Source organism: Micrococcus sp. R8502A1, from assembly GCF_006704135.1.
Taxonomy (GTDB): Bacteria; Actinomycetota; Actinomycetes; order Actinomycetales; family Micrococcaceae; genus Micrococcus; species Micrococcus luteus.
On the sequence record NZ_VIGS01000051.1, the window covers coordinates 1 to 16,460 of the forward strand.

A 16,460-nucleotide genomic window follows, 5' to 3' on the forward strand; every position below is an offset into this window, starting at 1 on the left:
TGTTGTGATGTGTCGGCGGGGCGCAGCGGGGGCTGCCGTTGTGCGATGGTCGGCGGCGTCAGAGGGGTATAAGAGACAGGGCGGGGGGGGTGGACTGGGGGGCGGCACCGGCCGCGGCGTCGTCGGCCGTCTCGGTGGCGGCGACGATGGGCCACCACTTCTCCATGGCGGCGCGCAGGGCCACGTGCTCCTCGTGGAGACCGAACTCCTCGCCGCGGGCGAGCAGCGCGTACTCCACGCGGGTGCGGCCGTCGTCGTCGGTGCGGGCACGCACCCACACGCGGCGACGGCGGACGAACAGACTGATCGCCAGGCCGAGCAGGGCGGTGCCGGCGAACACGCCGACGCCCCACTTGCCCGGGTCGTAGTGGATGTCCAGGCCGACGTAGCGGCGGACGCCGTCGAAGCTGATGGAGCCCTTGCCCTCGGGCAGCTCATACGTCTGGCCCGGGCTGAGCACGATGCCGCCGTTCTCGTTGGTGCGGCTGTTGAGCTCGGTGAGGGATGCGGTGTCCAGCACGTACACGTTCTGCGGGCGGCCGGTGTCCAGGCCGAGGTCCCCGTAGTACGAGTTCAGCTGCAGCTCCGGGTTGAGCAGCTCGGGGTCGGCCGAGAAGGCGGCGCCCTTCTCGTCCTCCACCGCCGTGGGCAGGAAGAAGCCGACGAAGCCCAGCTGGTCCGGCCGCGCGTCGGGGACCTTGATGGTGGCCTGCGAGCCGTAGTTCTGGTCGAACACGCGGGTGACCACGGGGCCCTGGAAGGCCACGTCCCCGGCGCCGTCGCGGATGGTCACCACGGGCGCGTAGCCGTTGCCCACGAGGTAGACGCGCACGCCGTCGATGTCCAGCGGCTGGTTGACCTTGAGGATCTGGCGCTGGAGCTCGCCGCCGGAGCCCTCGCGGACGTCCATGACGGCGGTGTAGTCCAGCGGCTGGCCGTAGTGGGTCTCAGACTCGCGGTCGAACACGGCGTCGAAGGAGTCGAGGGTGAGGGAGAACGGCTGGAGGTCGTCCGCGCTGAAGTAGGTGCCGGGGGTGAAGGAGTCGTAGGCCACGAGGTTGTTGGCGAAGCCCTCGCCCTCCACGATGATCTTCTGCCCGCCGTACTTGGTCATGCCGCCGTAGGCCATGAACACGAGCACGCCGATCAGCGAGACGTGGAACAGGATGTTGCCGATCTCGCGCAGGTATCCGCGCTCGGCGCCCACGGACGCGCCGCCGGCCTCGGGGCGGTGCTCCACGCGGTAGCGGCGCTTGCGCAGCCACGCCTGGGCTCTGGCCACGGCCTCCTCGGGGCTCGGGCCGCCCTCCTCGAGGACGACGACGCCGGAGGCCGGCAGGCGCGTCAGGTTGCGGGGGGTGCGGGCCGGGGGCTGGCGCAGGGCCTTGGCGTGCTGGATGGCGCGCGGCCACACGCAGCCCACGAGGGAGACGAACAGCAGCAGGTAGATGGCCGAGAACCAGACGGAGTTGTAGACGTCGAAGAACTGCAGGGCGTCCAGGACGGGGCCCCACACGGGGTTGTCCTCGATCCACTGGTCCACGATCTCGGGGCCGGCACGGCGCTGGGGCACGAGGGAGCCGGGCACGGCGGCGACGGCGAGCAGGAGCAGCAGCATGAGCGCGGTGCTCATGCTGGTCAGCTGGGTCCAGATCCAGCGCAGGGTGCCCGCCAGGCCGAGGCGCGGCAGGGTGACGGGCTCGGAGCGCGTCCGGGCGGCCTTGGAGCTCACAGGGGCATCTCCCATTCGTTGGCGAACCACAGCTGCAGCTGCGTGGTCCAGGCGGTCCAGACGCCGGTGACCATGAGCAGGCCCAGCGCGATCAGCAGGGCGCCGCCGAGGCGCATGATCAGCACGCGGTGCCGGCGGAAGAACCCGAGGGCCCGCATGCCGCGCTCCATGCCGAGGGCCATGAGCACGAACGGCAGGCCCAGGCCGAGGCAGTAGAGGAAGGCGAGCAGGGCGCCGCGGCCCACGGAGCCGGAGCTGGCCGTGGACATGGCCAGGACGGCGGCCATGGTGGGGCCGATGCACGGCGCCCAGCCCAGGCCGAAGGTCATGCCCAGCAGGGGCGCGCCGACCAGGCCGGCGGCGGGCTTGAAGTGGACGCGGCGCTCCTGCTGAAGCCGGCCGCCGCCGCCGAGGAACACGAGGCCCATGAGCATCACGAGCACGCCGAGCACGGGGGTGACCCAGGCGCCGTCGCGCCGCAGCCAGACCATGGCCTGGGTGAACACCACGGTGATGCCCACGAACACCACGGCGAACCCGAGCACGAACAGCACGGAGCCGAGCACGAGGCGCCCGCGGCGGCGGCTGGTGAGCACGTCCCCGCCGAGGCCGGTGACGTACCCGAGGTAGCCGGGCACGAGCGGCAGCACGCACGGGGAGAGGAAGGAGATCAGGCCGGCCAGCACGGCGATCGGCGCGGCCAGCAGCAGGGAGCCGTCGAGGGCGATCTCGGCGAAGGGGTTGCTCTGCATGGACACGGCGGCCGGGTCAGGCCGCGGCCTCGTCCACCACGGTGGTGAGCAGGGCGCGCAGGGTGGACTCCTCCACGGCGCCGAGCACGCGGGCGGCCACGCGGCCCTCGACGTCCAGGACGAGGGTGGAGGGCACGGCCTGCGGGGGCACGTAGTCGGTCATGTTCAGGAGCACGTCCCCGCGGGCGTCCTCGATGGACGGGTAGGGGATCTCGAAGGTGCGCTCGAAGGCCTGCGCGGTGGTGACGGTGTCCCGGACGTTCACGCCGAGGAACCGCACCCCCTGCGGGGCGAACTGCTCGTGCAGGGAGACGAGGTGGGGGGCCTCGACGCGGCACGGCGCGCAGGCGGCGTACCAGAAGTTCAGCAGGGCGGGGGTGCCGCGCAGGCTCGCGCCGGTCACGGGGGTGCCGTCGAAGAGCTCGGCGGCGAACTCCACGGGGGCGCCGCGCTCGGCGGGGGCGATCTCCAGGACGGAGCCGTCGCCGGCGATGTAGTTCTTGCCGTCCGCGTTCCCGGCCTGCTGCGTCAGCGAGTCGTCACCGCCCGAGCAGGCCGCGAGCGCCGGCGCCAGGCTGGCGAGGGCGAGGCCGGTCAGCAGGGTGCGGCGGGACGGACGGGGCGGGGTGTGCATGGCGTGACTGCCCTCCAGGGGATGCGCGGCGCTGGATTCCGGGGACCTTGGAAGTCTACTGTCCGCCCCGCATTCTGACTGAACCCTGGACGTCACACCCGCGGCCCGTGGGAGGGGCGGGGTCCGGCTCAGGCCCCGGGCAGGGAGGAGGCGTCCTTGAGCAGGGCCTGGTTGGGCTCGTGGTACTCGACGCGCGGCACCGTCCGCCCCTCGTCGAACACGAGCGAGGTCACGGAGGTCAGTGAGCACTCGCGGCGGCGCGGGTCATGCCACAGCGGACGGCCCTCGACGGCCAGGCGCGTCACCCAGATCGGCAGCTGGTGGGACACGAGCACGGACTCGGCGCCGGGTCCATCGGCCGCCACAGCATCGGCCCGGATCCGATCCACGACGGCGAGCATGCGCGCCGCCTGCGCGCGGTAGGGCTCACCCCAGGACGGGCGCAGGGGGTTGCGCAGCTTGGGCCACAGCCGTGGGTTCCGCTTGAGCGATGCGGCCACCTGGGACATGCCCTCGAAGGCGTTCTCCGCCTCGATCAGCTCCGGCTCGGTGACCAGCGGCAGGTCGAACGCGGCCGCGATCGGCGCGGCGGTCTGCTGCGCGCGGGTCAGCGGGGAGGCGGCGACGACGGCGGGTGCCCGGCCGGTCTGCACGGCGCGCTCCGCGAACCACGCGGCCGCGCCGCGGGCCATCTCATGGCCGAGCTCGGAGAGCCCGAACTCCGGCAGGCGGCCGTAGAGGACACGATCGGGGTTGTGGACTTCTCCGTGGCGGACCAGGTGGACGGTGGCGAGCGTCTGCATGGGGCCAGTCTGGCAGAGGCGGACCGGTGGCCCCGGCGGTAGCGTGGGGCACAGCTCGGCGCGACCGCGCCGCCACCCCCGTCCGCACCGAGACGCCGCGAGCGTCGGCGTCGCTAGGAGGCCCCATGTCCGGCACCTCGCCCACCGATCCCCACGGCAGCCAGAACCCGTACGGCACCGACCCCTACGGCGCCGCCCCGCAGGGGCCGACCCCGGGCTCCTCCGACCCGGCGGGCGCGAGCCCGTACGGCCAGGACCCCTACGGCGCACCGCCGGCGGCTCCGTACGGCGCCCCGGGCCAGGCGGGGATGCCCCAGGCCCCCTCTCCCCACGGCCCCGCCGGCTGGCAGTCTCCCGGCCCGGTCGAGCTGCCCCCGCGGCCGCGCTCCCTGACGGCCGCGTTCTGGCTGATCGTCTCGGGCGGCCTCCTGCTGCTGGCGACGACCCTGCTGGCGGCCTTCGCCATCACCCAGCCGGAGGGCCAGGCCGCGATCCAGCAGGAGCTGGACCGGTCCGTCGAACAGATGAATCTGCCCGCCGACCAGGCGGAGCAGATGCGCACCATGATGGACGGGATGCTCCCGGCCCTCGCCACGACGGCGGCCGTGTTCGGCGTGCTCGCGTTCCTCGTCTACCTGTGGGTGGCGTTCGCGATCCGCGGCGGCTCGCGCGCCGCGCGCATCGTCGGAACGGTGCTGGCGTCCCTGTCCGTGCTGGTGCTGGTCTCCAACGCCGTGATGGGGGCGTTCAGCCCGCTGGACCTCGTGTGGGTGGGCCTCGGCGTCGCCGGCATCGTGCTCGCCTACCGCCCGGACGCCACGGAGTACATGCGGCTGAAGACCTGGCAGCGCTTCGCGCGCCGCTGAGCCCGCTCAGGCCCGCGGGGCGTCCAGGAGCCGGCCCAGGCGGGCCGGGTCCACGCGCCAGAAGTCGCGCTGGACGCCGTCCACGAAGAGCACGGGCACCTCGTCCACGAAGCGCTCGAGCAGGTCCGGGTGCGCGGCCCCGTCCACGGCCTCCCAGGCCTCGCCCCGCGCGTCGCACACCTGCACCACCGTGGCCTCGGCCTCGGCGCACAGGTGACAGCCGGGCTTCACGAGCAGCTGGACGCGGGCGGTGGCGGCGGGCAGGTCGGCGGTCATGGCCCCCACTCTACGGATCGCCGTCCACGACGAAGCCGCCGTCCCCCCGGAAGGGGACGGCGGCTTCGTCTCGTCAGCGCCCGGAGGGCGCGGGCGTCACTTCTTGTTGCGACGCTGGTGACGGGTCTTGCGAAGCAGCTTGCGGTGCTTCTTCTTCGACATGCGCTTGCGGCGCTTCTTGATCACAGATCCCATGGGGACTCCTTGAATCGGGGCGAGGGTCGGCGGTCGTGGGACCGCAGGCATCCGGGGCGCCGGACACGCCGACCCGCATTCCACCGGATGTGGAACGCCTGGAAACGTTCTCGGCCACAATACCGGCCGCACGGGCCCCGGTCGAACCGGGACGGGGACCGGCTCAGTCGAACCAGGGGTCGAGCCCGTGCAGCGGGAACACCTCGCGGCGCGTGGCCATGATCGACTGGTCCACCGGGTCGGCCGGGTCGTAGCCCACCTCCCACGAGCGCCACCACACGTCCGCGTCCTCGCCCATCACGGTGGGGATCCGCTCGGCGTCGTCCCCCTCGTGCACGGACATGTCCCCGGTCAGCTCGTCCGCGGTGAGGGCCCGGACGTGCTCGATCCAGGCGGCGGGGATCTCGCTCCTCACGGGGATCGGGGTCTGCAGGACGGCGGCGGTCAGGTGGGCCCACGCGCGCGGCACCACCCGCAGCGGGTTGTAGCCGCCGCCCCCGGTGGCCAGCCACCGGCCGTACGCGAACCGGTCGGCCCAGTCGCCGACGTCGAATGCGAGCTGGCGCTGGCCGTCCACGCTCAGCCGCAGGTCGGCGAGCGGGTCCGTGAGGTGGCCGTCGCAGCCGTGCTGGCTGACCAGCACGTCCGGGGCGAACGCCTCCAGCAGGGGCGGGACCACGGCGTGGGCGGCGCGCAGGAAGCCGGCGTCACCGGTGCGCGGGGGCAGCGCGACGTTCACCGCCGTGCCCTGGGCGGCCGAGCCGCCGATCTCGTTGGCGAAGCCCGTGCCCGGGAACAGGCTGATGCCCGTCTCGTGCAGGGAGATGGTGAGCACGCGGGGGTCGTCGTAGAAGATCGACTGCGTGCCGTCGCCGTGGTGCGCGTCCACGTCGACGTAGGCCACGCGCTCCGCGCCGAGGTCCAGCAGGCGCTGGATGGCCACGGCGCAGTCGTTGTAGATGCAGAACCCGGACGCCGAGGACCGGGCGGCGTGGTGCATGCCGCCGGCGAAGTTCACGGCGCGGTCCACCTCGCCGGACCAGATCGCCTCCGCGGCGACGAGGGAGCCGCCCGCGATCCGGGCGGCGGACTCGTGCAGGTCCGGGAACACGGGACAGTCCTCGGTGCCCAGGCCGAAGCGGCCGTCCTCGGCCGACGACGTCGCCGCGGCCCGGCGGACGGCGGCGACGTACTCGGGGTCGTGGACGAGGGCGAGCTGCTCGTCCGTGGCCACGGGCGGCTCCATGATCCGCACGTGGGGGGCGTCCAGCAGGCCGAACGCCTCCACGAGCCGGTGCGTGAGGTCCAGCCGCAGGGGCGCCATCGGGTGCTCCGCGCTGAACCGGTAGCGGAGCAGGCTGGAGTCCCACACCACAGCGGCGGGGGTGGGAGCGGGAGGGGTGGACGTGGTGCTCATCACGGTCCAGCCTAGGGCTCCGGGCGGCACGGTGGCGACGATCGCCTCGGATGTCCTGCCCGCGTGACGCGCGGGCCACGGGGCGCGCGATACTGGGAACCGGTCCGTTCCCCGTCCCCCGTGCAGGAGGTGCCCCGTGGCAGGTCTCCGTCCGACTCCGCGCGCCCGCCGCCACGGCGGCGTGCGCCGGCCCGGCGGCCTCCCCCGGCCCGGCCAGGCCTCCACGCTGGAGTCCTCGACCGACCTGCGCACGGTGCTGCGGCGCTCGGGCCGCGCCGTCAGCTCGGTGGTGGGCGGCTCCCCGGCCCGCGCCGCCCTCTCCGCCTTCGCCCTCATGGCCCTGGTGTTCACCGGGCTCCTCGCCCTGCCGTGGGCCGCGGCGGACGGCCACGCCACCCCCCTGCACGACGCCATGTTCACCGCGGTCTCCGCCTTCTCCGTGACCGGTCTGACCACCGTCAACACGGCCGTGCACTGGTCCCCCGCGGGCCAGGTGATCATCCTCGTGGCCATCCAGATCGGCGGCCTGGGCATCCTCTCGATGGCCTCGCTGCTCACGCTGGCCGTCTCCCGGCATCTGGGTCTGAGGTCGAAGCTGGCGACGCAGCAGGCGGGCATGACCTCCGGGAATCTCGGCGAGGTCGGCCGGCTGCTGCGCGTCGTCGTCGTGACGGTGCTGACCGCCGAGGCCGCGCTGGCGTTCTTCCTCGTGCCGCGGTTCGCGGCCATCTCCGGCTCGTGGCTCACCGGCCTGTGGCACGGGGTCTTCTACTCGGTCAGCGCCTTCAACAACGCCGGGTTCACCCTCCACGTGGACGGCCTGCCGGAGATCATGCACGACCCGGTGATCATCACGGTGCTCGGCGTCGGCGTGTTCCTGGGTGCGCTCGGCTTCCCCGTGGTCATGGTGCTGCTGGAGAAGGGGTGGCGATTCCGGGAGTGGAACCTGCACACCAAGCTCACGGTCGAGGTGACGCTGGCCCTGCTGGTGCTCGGCGCCGTCGCCCTCTTCTTCTTCGAGGCGGGCAACCCGGCGACCCAGGCCGGCATGGGCTTCTGGCAGCGGGTCGGGCACTCGCTCTTCGGTTCCGTGATGACCCGCTCCGGCGGCTTCGCGATCGACGACACGAACGCGCACCGGCCCGAGTCCCTGCTGCTCATGGACGCGCTGATGTTCGTGGGCGGTGGGTCCGCCTCCACCGCGGGCGGCATCAAGGTGACCACGCTGGCGATCATGTTCCTCGCGATCGTGGCGGAGGCGCGCGGCGACCGCGAGGTGACGGCGCACGGCCGCACGATCGCCCCCGAGTCCCTGCGCGTGGCCATCGCGGTGCTCGCACTCGGGGCCACCCTCGTGCTCGTGGCCACTCTGGCGCTGGTGCACATCACCGACGAGTCCCTCCAGCGGCCCCTGTTCGAGGTGATCTCCGCGTTCGGCACGTGCGGGCTCTCCGTGGGCGTCTCCGCGGAGAGCCCACCGGCCGGCAAGTACGTCCTGACGGCCATGATGTTCGCGGGCCGCGTTGGTACGATCACGTTCGCCGCCGCCCTCGCCCTGCGCCAGCGGCGCGTGCTCTACCGCTACCCCGTCGAGAGGCCGGTCATTGGCTGACACCCCGCAGCGCACCGATCCCAACGCCCCCGTGCTCGTCGTGGGGCTGGGCCGCTTCGGCGCCGCCACGGCCGAGGAGCTCGTCGCACAGGGGCGCGAGGTGCTCGCCGTCGAGCGGGACCCCGTCCTCGTGCAGCGCTACGCCCCCTCGCTGACCCACGTGGTGGAGGCGGACGCCACCGACTCCGAGGCCCTGCGCCAGCTCGGTGCGCAGGACTTCTCGACGGCGGTGGTCGGCGTAGGCACCTCCATCGAGGCATCGGTGCTCATCACCGTGAACCTCGTGGACCTGGAGATCCCCCACATCTGGGTGAAGGCGATCAGCGAGGCGCACGGCACGATCCTCAAGCGGATCGGGGCGAACCACGTGATCTTCCCGGAGCACGACGCCGGTGTGCGCGCCGCCCACCTCGTGAACGGGCGCATGCTCGACTTCATCGAGTTCGACGACGACTTCGCGATCGTGAAGATGTACCCGCCGGCCGAGTGCGTGGGCTTCACGCTCGCCGAGTCCCACGTGCGATCCAAGTACGGCGTGACCGTGGTGGGTGTGAAGACCCCGGGCGAGGACTTCACCTACGCCCAGCCGGACACCCGGGTGGGCCCGCGCGACACCCTCATCGTCTCCGGGCACACGGACCTCATCGACCGGTTCGCGGCCCGGCCCTGAGGCACGCCGGAGCCGTCAGGCCCCGAACTCCTCGGCCATTTCCTTGTCGCGCTGCGCGGCCGCGTCCATGGCACGGTTCACGAGGTCGCCCATGCCGCCGTCCAGGAACGCCTCCACGGCCTTCTCGGTGGTGCCGTTCGGGCTCATCACGGCCTTGCGCAGAGCCTCGGCCCTGGCCCCCTCCTGCTGGAGCATGATGCCCGCGCCCTTGACGGTGGCCGCGGCCATGGCCTCGGCGGCGGCGGCGTCCAGTCCCATCTCCGCACCGTGGGCGGCGATCAGCTCGGCCAGCAGGAACACGTAGGCCGGGGCGGAGCCGGCGGTGGCCACCACGGCGGAGAGCTGCTCCTCGGCCACCGGGACCACCAGGCCGGAGCCCTCGAAGAGAGCGCGCACGGCGGTGGTCTGCTCCTCGGTGACGCCCGGCCCGGGGGCCATGCCGACGACGCCGGAGCCCACCGTCAGGGGCGTGTTCGGCATGGTCCGCACGATCGGCTGCCCCGCCGGCAGCACGGCGGCCATGGTGGCGGAGGTGACGCCGGCTGCCACGGACACCACCACGGTCTCGGGGCGCAGCGACGGCGCCAGGTCCGTGAGGGTGGCGACCATGTCCTTCGGCTTCACGCCCACCAGGACGATGTCCGCCTCGGCGACCGCGGCATGGTTGGCGCGTTCGTCCCGCTCCTGGGAGGTCACGGTGACGCCGTGCTGCGCGGCGGCCTTCTCGGCGGACGCGGCGGAGCGGGTGGTGGCGGTGACGTCCTCGGCGCGCACGGCGCCGGCGTCGAGGGCTCCGGCGAGGATCGCGCCGGTCATGGTGCCCAGGCCCAGGATGGTCAGCTTCATGGTCGGTCCGTCTCCTTCGTGGTCGGGCGCGGGGCGTCGTCGTGGTGGTGGTCGGTCCCGCCGGCGGCCAGGTGATCGCGCGCGAAGGCGAGCGAGGCGGCGAGCATCTCCTCCCGCTGGCCCGCGTACTCCACGCCGCGCGTGCCCACCTCCACGCACACCGTGCCGGCCAGGCCCGCGGTCGCCAGGTGGCGCAGGGTCTCGGCCACGCGCTGCGTGCCCTCGCCGGGGGCCAGGTGGTCGTCCTTGCCGGAGTCGTTGCCGTCGGTGAGGTGGACGTGCCGCAGCCGCGGGCCGAGCTCGCGGACGGCCGCCAGGGAGTCCGCCCGCGCGATGGCCGCGTGGGAGAAGTCCCAGCAGATGTGCTCGTACGGCTCGGGCAGCGGGTTCCAGTGCGGCAGGTACATCTTGGCCTCGCGGCCGTAGGCCCGCCACGGGTACATGTTCTCCACGGCGATCACGACGCCGGTCTCCGCCATGAGCTCGTGGATGCCCTCGGCGAAGCGCACCGCGTACGTGCCCTGCCAGCGGAACGGCGGATGGGCCACCACGGTGGCCGCGCCCACGGCCTGCGCCAGCTCCACGGAGCGGCGGATCTTGGACCACGCGGAGCCCCAGACCTGCTGCGTGAACAGCAGGGTGGGCGCGTGGATGGAGTCGATGGGCATCCCGTGCCGCTCGGACAGCCGCGTCAGCCGCCGCGCGTCCTGGCTCCACGCGTTGTGCGTGACCATGACCTCCACGCCGTCGTAGCCGAGGTCCTCGGCGGTGGCGAACACGTCCTGGGTGCCCAGGGGGAACACGGACGAGGAGGACAGGGTCACGGGGATGTCCGCTCCGAAGCGCGCCGCGGGGGCCAGGTGCGCGGTGGAGTCCGCCATGGTCAGCGCACCCCCAGGCTCAGTCCCGGCAGGAGGGTGTCCGGGTTGAGGTTCACGTGGCCGACGCCGGGCCGGCCGTCCCGGGTGAGGTGGCCCTCGAGCATGAGCGCGTCGAGGCGGTTGAGGATCAGGCCCTCGCGCAGCGCCCACGGGCAGATCTCGAGCTGGGCGATGCCGAACGTGCGCATGGCCGTCAGCGCGACGATCGCCCCCGCGAACACCTGGTGCGCGCGCACGTCCGAGACGCCGGGCAGCTCCGCCCGCTCCGCGACGGTCATCGCCGCGAGGCGGTTCACCCACAGGTGCAGGTCGTCCGCGCGCAGGTGCCGCTTCACGAAGGGGCCCGCCGCCGACGGCGCCGCCCCGGTGATCCGGGCGAGGGAGCGGAACGTCTTCGAGGTGGCGGTGACCACCACGGGCGACTCGATGCGCGGGAAGGCCGTATACGCCTCCTCGAGTCGCTTCTCCACGTGCTTGCGGAGCTTCTTCACCGCCTTGGGGCTGGGCGGGTCCTCGAGCACCCAGTCGCGGGTGAGGCGGCCGGCGCCCAGCGGCAGGGACAGGGCGTGCGAGGGCAGCTCGTCCTGGCCGTAGGCGATCTCGAAGGAGCCGCCGCCGATGTCGAAGTTCAGGATGGAGCCGGCGCCCCAGCCCTGCCAGCGGCGCACGGCGAAGTACGTCATGGCCGACTCCTGGTCCCCCGTGAGCTCGGAGAGGTGCACACCGGTCTCGGCCTGCACGCGGGCCAGCACGGCGGCGCCGTTCGCGGACTCGCGGATCGCCGAGGTGCAGAACGAGATCATGTCCTCCGCCCGATGCTCCTCCGCGAACGCGGCGGCCTCACGGACGAAGTCCACGAGCTCCCGCTGTCCCTCCTCCGTGATCGCCCCGTCGGCGTCCTGGTAGCGGATCAGCGGAAGGGAGCGCTTGTGCTCCGCGTAGGCGACGGGGCGGGCCCCCGGGTGGGCGTCCACGAGCAGCAGGTGGACGGTGTTGGACCCGATGTCCAGGACGCCGAGGCGCATGGCGCTCAGGCCTTCTTCCGCGCGGTGGTCTTCTTGGCCGGGGCCTTGCGGGCCGCCGGCTTCTTGGCACCGCCGCGGGTGGCCGGGCCCTTGGCACGCTTGTCCGCGAGCAGCTGGTAGGCCTCCTCCGCCGTGAGCTCCTCGGGCTGACGGCCGCGCGGGACGGTGATGTTGGTGACCCCGTCCGTGACGTACGGGCCGAAGCGGCCCTCCTTCACGGTGACCTTCTTGCCGGAGACCGGGTCCTCGCCGAACTCGGCCAGCGGCGGCTTGGCGGCCCCGCGGCCACGCTGCTTCGGCTGGGCGTAGATCTCGAGGGCCTGCTCCTGCGTGATGCTGAAGATCTGGTCCTCGGACTCGAGCGAGCGCGAGTCCGAGCCCTTCTTCAGGTAGGGCCCGAAGCGGCCGTTCTGGGCGGTGATGACCTCGCCCTCGGCGTCCGCGCCCACGACGCGCGGCAGGGACATCAGCTGCAGCGCCTGCTCGAGGGTCACGGTGTCCACGGACATGCTCGTGAAGAGGGAGCCGGTGCGGGGCTTCTCCTTGGCCGGCTTCTTCTTCGGCTTGGGCTTGCCGTTCTTGTAGTACTCGGTGGGCTGGGCGTCGAGCCAGGCCTGCAGCTCCTCCTCGGTCATCTCCGGGATGACCTCGGTGACGTAGGGCCCGTAGCGCCCGTCCCTGGCGACGACGGTCCAGCCCGTCTCCGGGTCCGTGCCGAGCTCGCGCTCGGAGGGCTGGGCGGTGGCGAACAGCTCCTCGGCCTTGGCCGGGGTGAGCTCGTCCGGGGCCAGGTCCTCGGGGACGTTGGCGCGCGGCGGGGTGGCGCCCGCCTCCGCGTCGGCCGGCAGCGACCGCTCCAGGTACGGGCCGTACTGGCCCACCCGCAGGGTGATGTCCTCGGTGATCGGCAGCGAGTTCACGGCTCGCGCGTCGATCTCGCCGAGGTTGTCCACCACGTGCTTGAGGCCCTCGACGCCCTTCTCCGTCTCCGCGGCGGGGGCCCCGAAGTAGAAGGTCTGCAGCCAGGCCTCGCGGCCGAGCTCGCCCGCGGCGATCCGGTCGAGGTCGTCCTCCATGCGGGCCGTGAAGTCGTAGTCCACGTACTTCGCGAAGTAGTCCTCGAGCAGTCCGATCACCGCGAACGCGGTCCACGACGGGACGAGCGCGGTGCCGCGCTTGGACACGTAACCGCGGTCCATGATCGTGGAGATCGTCGGGGCGTACGTGGAGGGCCGCCCGATCTCGCGGCGCTCCAGCTCGGCGACGATCGACGCCTCGGTGTAGCGGGCCGGCGGGGAGGTCTCGTGCCCGGTGGCCTCGATCGGGTCACCGGTGAGGCGCTCGCCCTGGGCCACCTGCGGCAGGCGGCGGTCCTTGGCCTCCGCGTTCTCGCCGTCGACCTCGGCGTCCCGGCCCTCCTCGTACGCGTCGAGGAAGCCCTTGAACGTGATGACGGTGCCCGAGGCGCTGAACTGCGCGAGGCGGCCGTCCTGCGCGGTGGCCGAGAGCCGCAGCGTGGCGGTGTAGCCCTTGGCATCGGCCATCTGCGAGGCCACGGTGCGCTTCCAGATCAGCTCGTACAGGCGGAACTCGTCCGGGCGCAGCTCGGCCTTGACCTGGGCCGGGGTCCGGAAGGAGTCCCCCGCGGGCCGGATGGCCTCGTGGGCCTCCTGCGCGGTCTCGTTGCGCTTGGCGTAGACGCGCGGCTGGGCCGGCACGGCGTCCGCCCCGTAGAGCTCGGTGGCCTGGCGCCGGGCGGCCTGCACGGCTTCCTGCGAGAGGTTCACCGAGTCCGTGCGCATGTACGTGATGTAGCCGTTCTCGTACAGGCGCTGGGCCACCTGCATGGAGACGCGGGAGCTCATGCGGAGCTTGCGGGCGGCCTCCTGTTGCAGCGTGGAGGTGGTGAAGGGGGCGGCCGGGCGGCGGGTGTACGGCTTGTCCTCCACCGAGTCGACCGTGAAGTCCGCCCCGCGCAGACCCTCGGCCAGCGAGCGGGCGCCGGCCTCGTCCAGGTGGGTCACCTTCTTGCCGGCGGAGGCCTTGAGCCGCCCGGCGTCGTCGAAGTCGCGGCCCGTGGCCACGCGCTCGCCGTCCACCGTGCTGAGGCGGGCCGTGAACGAGCTGCCCACGGCGTCCGCGGCCTGCGCGCCCTCGGCCACCGTGAAGGTGCCCTCCACGCCCCAGTAGTGGGCGGAGACGAAGGCCATGCGCTCCCGCTCGCGCTCGACGACGAGGCGGGTGGCCACCGACTGCACGCGGCCCGCCGAGAGCCCGCGCGAGACCTTGCGCCACAGCACCGGCGAGAGCTCGTAGCCGAACAGGCGGTCGAGGATGCGGCGCGTCTCCTGGGCGTCCACGAGGGCCGTGTCCAGCTCACGGATGTTCTCCAGACCGCGGCGCACACCCTCCTGGGTGATCTCCCCGAAGGTCATCCGGTACACCGGCACCGTGGGCTTGAGGGTGTCCAGCAGGTGCCAGGCGATGGCCTCGCCCTCCCGGTCCGCATCCGTGGCGAGGTAGAGGGCCTCGGCGTCCTTGAGCTCGCGCTTGAGCTCCGCGACCTTCTTCTTCTTGTCCGGGTGCACCACGTAGTACGGGGTGAAGCCGTGCTCCGTGTCCACGGCGAACTTCCCGAACGGGCCCTTCTTCATGTCCGCCGGCAGGTCCGAGGGCTTGGGCAGGTCGCGGATGTGCCCCACGGAGGAGTCCACCACCCAGCCGGAGCCCACCGCGTTGAGGTACTTCGCGATGGACTTGCTCTTGGCCGGGGACTCCACGATGACCAGCTTCTTGCCCTCGGGCACGGGAGCGGTCACGGAAGCGGATGACGTGGACAAGGGGGTCCTCCTCGGACGGGGAAGGCGGTGGTTCCGGGCCGGTGCGCGGTGCACGCCGGCGTCGGGCGGACGTCCCCACATCGTAGGGCGCGCTGACCACGATAACGCCCGGCGTCCCCGCGCCCGCCACCACCCGATCGTCAGCCCTCCACCAGGAAACCGTCCTCGTACAGCTCCCGCAGCGCGGCCAGCAGGCCGGCCCGGCCGACGTCGTCCAGCTCCAGCAGCGCGGCGACCGCGCCCACCAGCTGCCCCACGGACAGCTCGCCGTCGGAGGCGGACAGCACGCCCGCCGTCGCGGTGTCCAGGCGCGCCACGCGCCGGAACCCGGAGCCCTGCCGGGCCAGGATCACCTCGGGGTGCTCCGCCCCGAACCGCTGGTGGCGCTCCTCCGTGACGTCCGCGGCCACGCGCAGGTGCAGGCCGCGCAGCGCGGCCAGGGCCGGGTCCCCGACGGCGTCCCCCGCCCCGGCGCCGGCGGTGAGCCGGTCCCGGCGGGCGACGGCGGCGGCCCACGCGGTGCCGAGGGCCTCGTCCACGGCCTGGGTCAGCTCCTCGGCGACCACCCACCCCCGGCCCTGGGAGCCGTCCGCGGCGGGCCGACGCAGCCACACGTGGCCGAAGCCCACGCCCGCGACCCCGCGCGCGGCGAAGTCGTCCAGGTAGCCGCGGTAGGCGGCCTCATAGGCGGGCGGGTCGAGCTCGAGCGAGGAGTCCTGCAGCCACGTCTCCGCGTAGCCCGCGGGGTCCTGCCGGTCGCGCTGGAGGAACCAGGCCTGCATCCCCGGCGCCACCCACGAGCGCGGGCGCGCGTCCCACGGTGCGGTGTCGGCGTCGGCGGTGTCCCCCGCCGGGATCTCCCAGTTGGCGAGCAGCTGCGCGGTGCCGCCCTCGGCGAGCACGTCCGGCAGGGCCGCGATCAGCTCCGCGACGATCCGGTCGCCTTCGCGGCCGCCGTCGCGGTAGGTCAGCACGGGCGCGTCCGGGTCCGTGCGCGGGGTGATCACGAACGGCGGGTTCGAGACCACGAGGTCGAACCGCTCCCCCGTCACCGGCGCCAGCAGATCGCCGGCCGCCAGCCGAACCCGGTCCTCGAGCCGGTCCCGGTCGAGGCCGAGCACGTCCGCGTTGAGCAGCAGGTTGAACCGGGTGAATGCCAGGGCCCGCTCGGACAGGTCCGTGGCGGTGACATGGTCGGCGTGGGCGAGCAGGTGCAGGGTCTGGATCCCGCAGCCCACCCCCACGTCGAGGGCGCGGGCCACGGGACGGCGCTGCGTGGCGCCGGCGAGCGTGAGGGAGGCCCGGCCGACGCCGAGCACGTGCTCGGGAGGCAGCGGGCCGCGCCGCTGCAGGGCCGTCAGGTCCGAGGCGATCCACATCCGGCCCGGCTCGTCCGCCTCGTACGGCGAGAGGTCCACCGCGCCGCGCACGCGCCCGTCCGGCCCCTCGACGACGAGCCCGGCCGCCACGGCCCCGGCCAGGCCGAGGCGGGGCAGCGCGGCGTCGAGGTCGGCGGCGGGGACGGGGTCGCCGAGCAGCCAGGCCCCGACGGCGGCGGCGAGGCCCCGCGTGCCGTACCGGTCACCGGGGCCGGCTGCGTCGTCGTGCCGGCCGGGGCCCGCCAGGTGACCGGCGACGACGCGGCGGGCGGCCTCGGCGTGCTCGCGGTCCAGGGCGAGCGTGGCCACGGGTCCGAGCAGCCCCTCGACGGCGGCGGTGGGGCACGGCCGGGCCGCCAGATCCGCGGCGCGGGCCACGGCCGCGGCCGGGGGCAGCCGCGGGGCGGGGGGCGGCGCTGGCTCGTATACACATCCCCGAGCCCCCGAGACGGGGCTACAACTCGGATGCCGTCTTCTGCTTGGAAAAAAACACACTGGTCGGAGTATAGACGAACTCATCGGCCGGCGTATT

Annotated in this window: 15 protein-coding genes; 3 read left to right on the forward strand and 12 right to left on the reverse strand. The window is 73.3% G+C overall.

Features of this window, described 5'->3' with window-relative positions:
* Window positions 1–58: 58 nt before the first annotated feature.
* From FLM69_RS09200 to FLM69_RS09215, 4 genes are all read right to left on the reverse strand, one after another.
* Window positions 59–1,732 (reverse strand): cytochrome c biogenesis protein ResB, encoded by a 1,674-nt coding sequence (locus FLM69_RS09200; RefSeq protein ID WP_141843969.1) that lies wholly within the window; start codon window positions 1,730–1,732, stop codon window positions 59–61.
* Window positions 1,729–2,484: a cytochrome c biogenesis CcdA family protein gene (locus tag FLM69_RS09205; protein ID WP_036336893.1), complete on the reverse strand. Its 756-nt coding sequence runs from the start codon at window positions 2,482–2,484 to the stop codon at window positions 1,729–1,731. Before FLM69_RS09205 ends, FLM69_RS09200 begins: the two co-directional genes overlap by 4 nt.
* 16 nt (window positions 2,485–2,500) lie before the next feature.
* Entirely contained in the window at window positions 2,501–3,118 is a 618-nt protein-coding gene (locus tag FLM69_RS09210; RefSeq protein ID WP_073116736.1) for a TlpA disulfide reductase family protein, read from the reverse strand.
* Between the two features lie 128 nt (window positions 3,119–3,246).
* A complete protein-coding gene (locus tag FLM69_RS09215; protein ID WP_060775649.1) occupies window positions 3,247–3,921 on the reverse strand; it encodes a histidine phosphatase family protein in 675 nt (224 codons plus the stop codon).
* A gap of 125 nt (window positions 3,922–4,046) precedes the next feature.
* On the opposite strand from FLM69_RS09215, the gene FLM69_RS09220 reads away from it, so the two are divergent.
* Window positions 4,047–4,787: a hypothetical protein gene (locus tag FLM69_RS09220; protein ID WP_141843971.1), complete on the forward strand. Its 741-nt coding sequence runs from the start codon at window positions 4,047–4,049 to the stop codon at window positions 4,785–4,787.
* A gap of 6 nt (window positions 4,788–4,793) precedes the next feature.
* Here the strand turns inward: FLM69_RS09220 and FLM69_RS09225 are convergent, their stop codons facing one another.
* From FLM69_RS09225 to FLM69_RS09235, 3 genes are all read right to left on the reverse strand, one after another.
* Window positions 4,794–5,063, reverse strand: coding sequence for a glutaredoxin family protein (locus FLM69_RS09225; RefSeq protein WP_063189784.1), 270 nt, complete (start codon window positions 5,061–5,063; stop codon window positions 4,794–4,796).
* Window positions 5,064–5,159: 96 nt separating this feature from the next.
* Window positions 5,160–5,258 carry a 30S ribosomal protein bS22 gene (locus tag FLM69_RS09230; protein WP_005504750.1) on the reverse strand — a complete coding sequence of 33 codons (99 nt, stop codon included), beginning with the start codon at window positions 5,256–5,258 and terminating at the stop codon, window positions 5,160–5,162.
* A gap of 163 nt (window positions 5,259–5,421) precedes the next feature.
* Window positions 5,422–6,675 (reverse strand): acetoin utilization protein AcuC, encoded by a 1,254-nt coding sequence (locus FLM69_RS09235; RefSeq protein ID WP_141843973.1) that lies wholly within the window; start codon window positions 6,673–6,675, stop codon window positions 5,422–5,424.
* Window positions 6,676–6,811: 136 nt separating this feature from the next.
* On the opposite strand from FLM69_RS09235, the gene FLM69_RS09240 reads away from it, so the two are divergent.
* Together FLM69_RS09240 and FLM69_RS09245 are read left to right on the forward strand one after the other, a co-directional pair.
* Window positions 6,812–8,287, forward strand: a complete 1,476-nt coding sequence (locus FLM69_RS09240; protein ID WP_041104024.1) for a TrkH family potassium uptake protein — start codon at window positions 6,812–6,814, stop codon at window positions 8,285–8,287.
* Window positions 8,280–8,957, forward strand: coding sequence for a TrkA family potassium uptake protein (locus FLM69_RS09245; protein WP_002856329.1), 678 nt, complete (start codon window positions 8,280–8,282; stop codon window positions 8,955–8,957). Before FLM69_RS09240 ends, FLM69_RS09245 begins: the two co-directional genes overlap by 8 nt.
* Window positions 8,958–8,972: 15 nt before the next feature.
* Here FLM69_RS09245 and proC read toward each other — a convergent pair whose 3' ends face one another.
* The 5 genes from proC to FLM69_RS09270 form a co-directional block, all read right to left on the reverse strand.
* Window positions 8,973–9,803 (reverse strand): pyrroline-5-carboxylate reductase, encoded by an 831-nt coding sequence (gene proC, locus FLM69_RS09250; RefSeq protein ID WP_041104022.1) that lies wholly within the window; start codon window positions 9,801–9,803, stop codon window positions 8,973–8,975.
* On the reverse strand, window positions 9,800–10,684 hold the full coding sequence (locus FLM69_RS09255; protein ID WP_061867163.1) for a sugar phosphate isomerase/epimerase: 885 nt from the start codon (window positions 10,682–10,684) through the stop codon (window positions 9,800–9,802). The genes proC and FLM69_RS09255 overlap by 4 nt, the downstream gene beginning before the upstream one ends.
* 2 nt (window positions 10,685–10,686) lie before the next feature.
* The gene (locus FLM69_RS09260; protein WP_036341216.1) at window positions 10,687–11,709 is read right to left on the reverse strand and encodes an exopolyphosphatase; all 1,023 of its coding nucleotides are present in this window, start codon (window positions 11,707–11,709) and stop codon (window positions 10,687–10,689) included.
* Between the two features lie 5 nt (window positions 11,710–11,714).
* Window positions 11,715–14,549: a type I DNA topoisomerase gene (gene topA, locus FLM69_RS09265; RefSeq protein ID WP_141843975.1), complete on the reverse strand. Its 2,835-nt coding sequence runs from the start codon at window positions 14,547–14,549 to the stop codon at window positions 11,715–11,717.
* A 140-nt stretch (window positions 14,550–14,689) separates the two neighbouring features.
* Complete coding sequence (locus tag FLM69_RS09270; protein WP_255502792.1) at window positions 14,690–16,306, reverse strand: methyltransferase; 1,617 nt, start codon at window positions 16,304–16,306, stop codon at window positions 14,690–14,692.
* Window positions 16,307–16,460 lie beyond the last annotated feature (154 nt).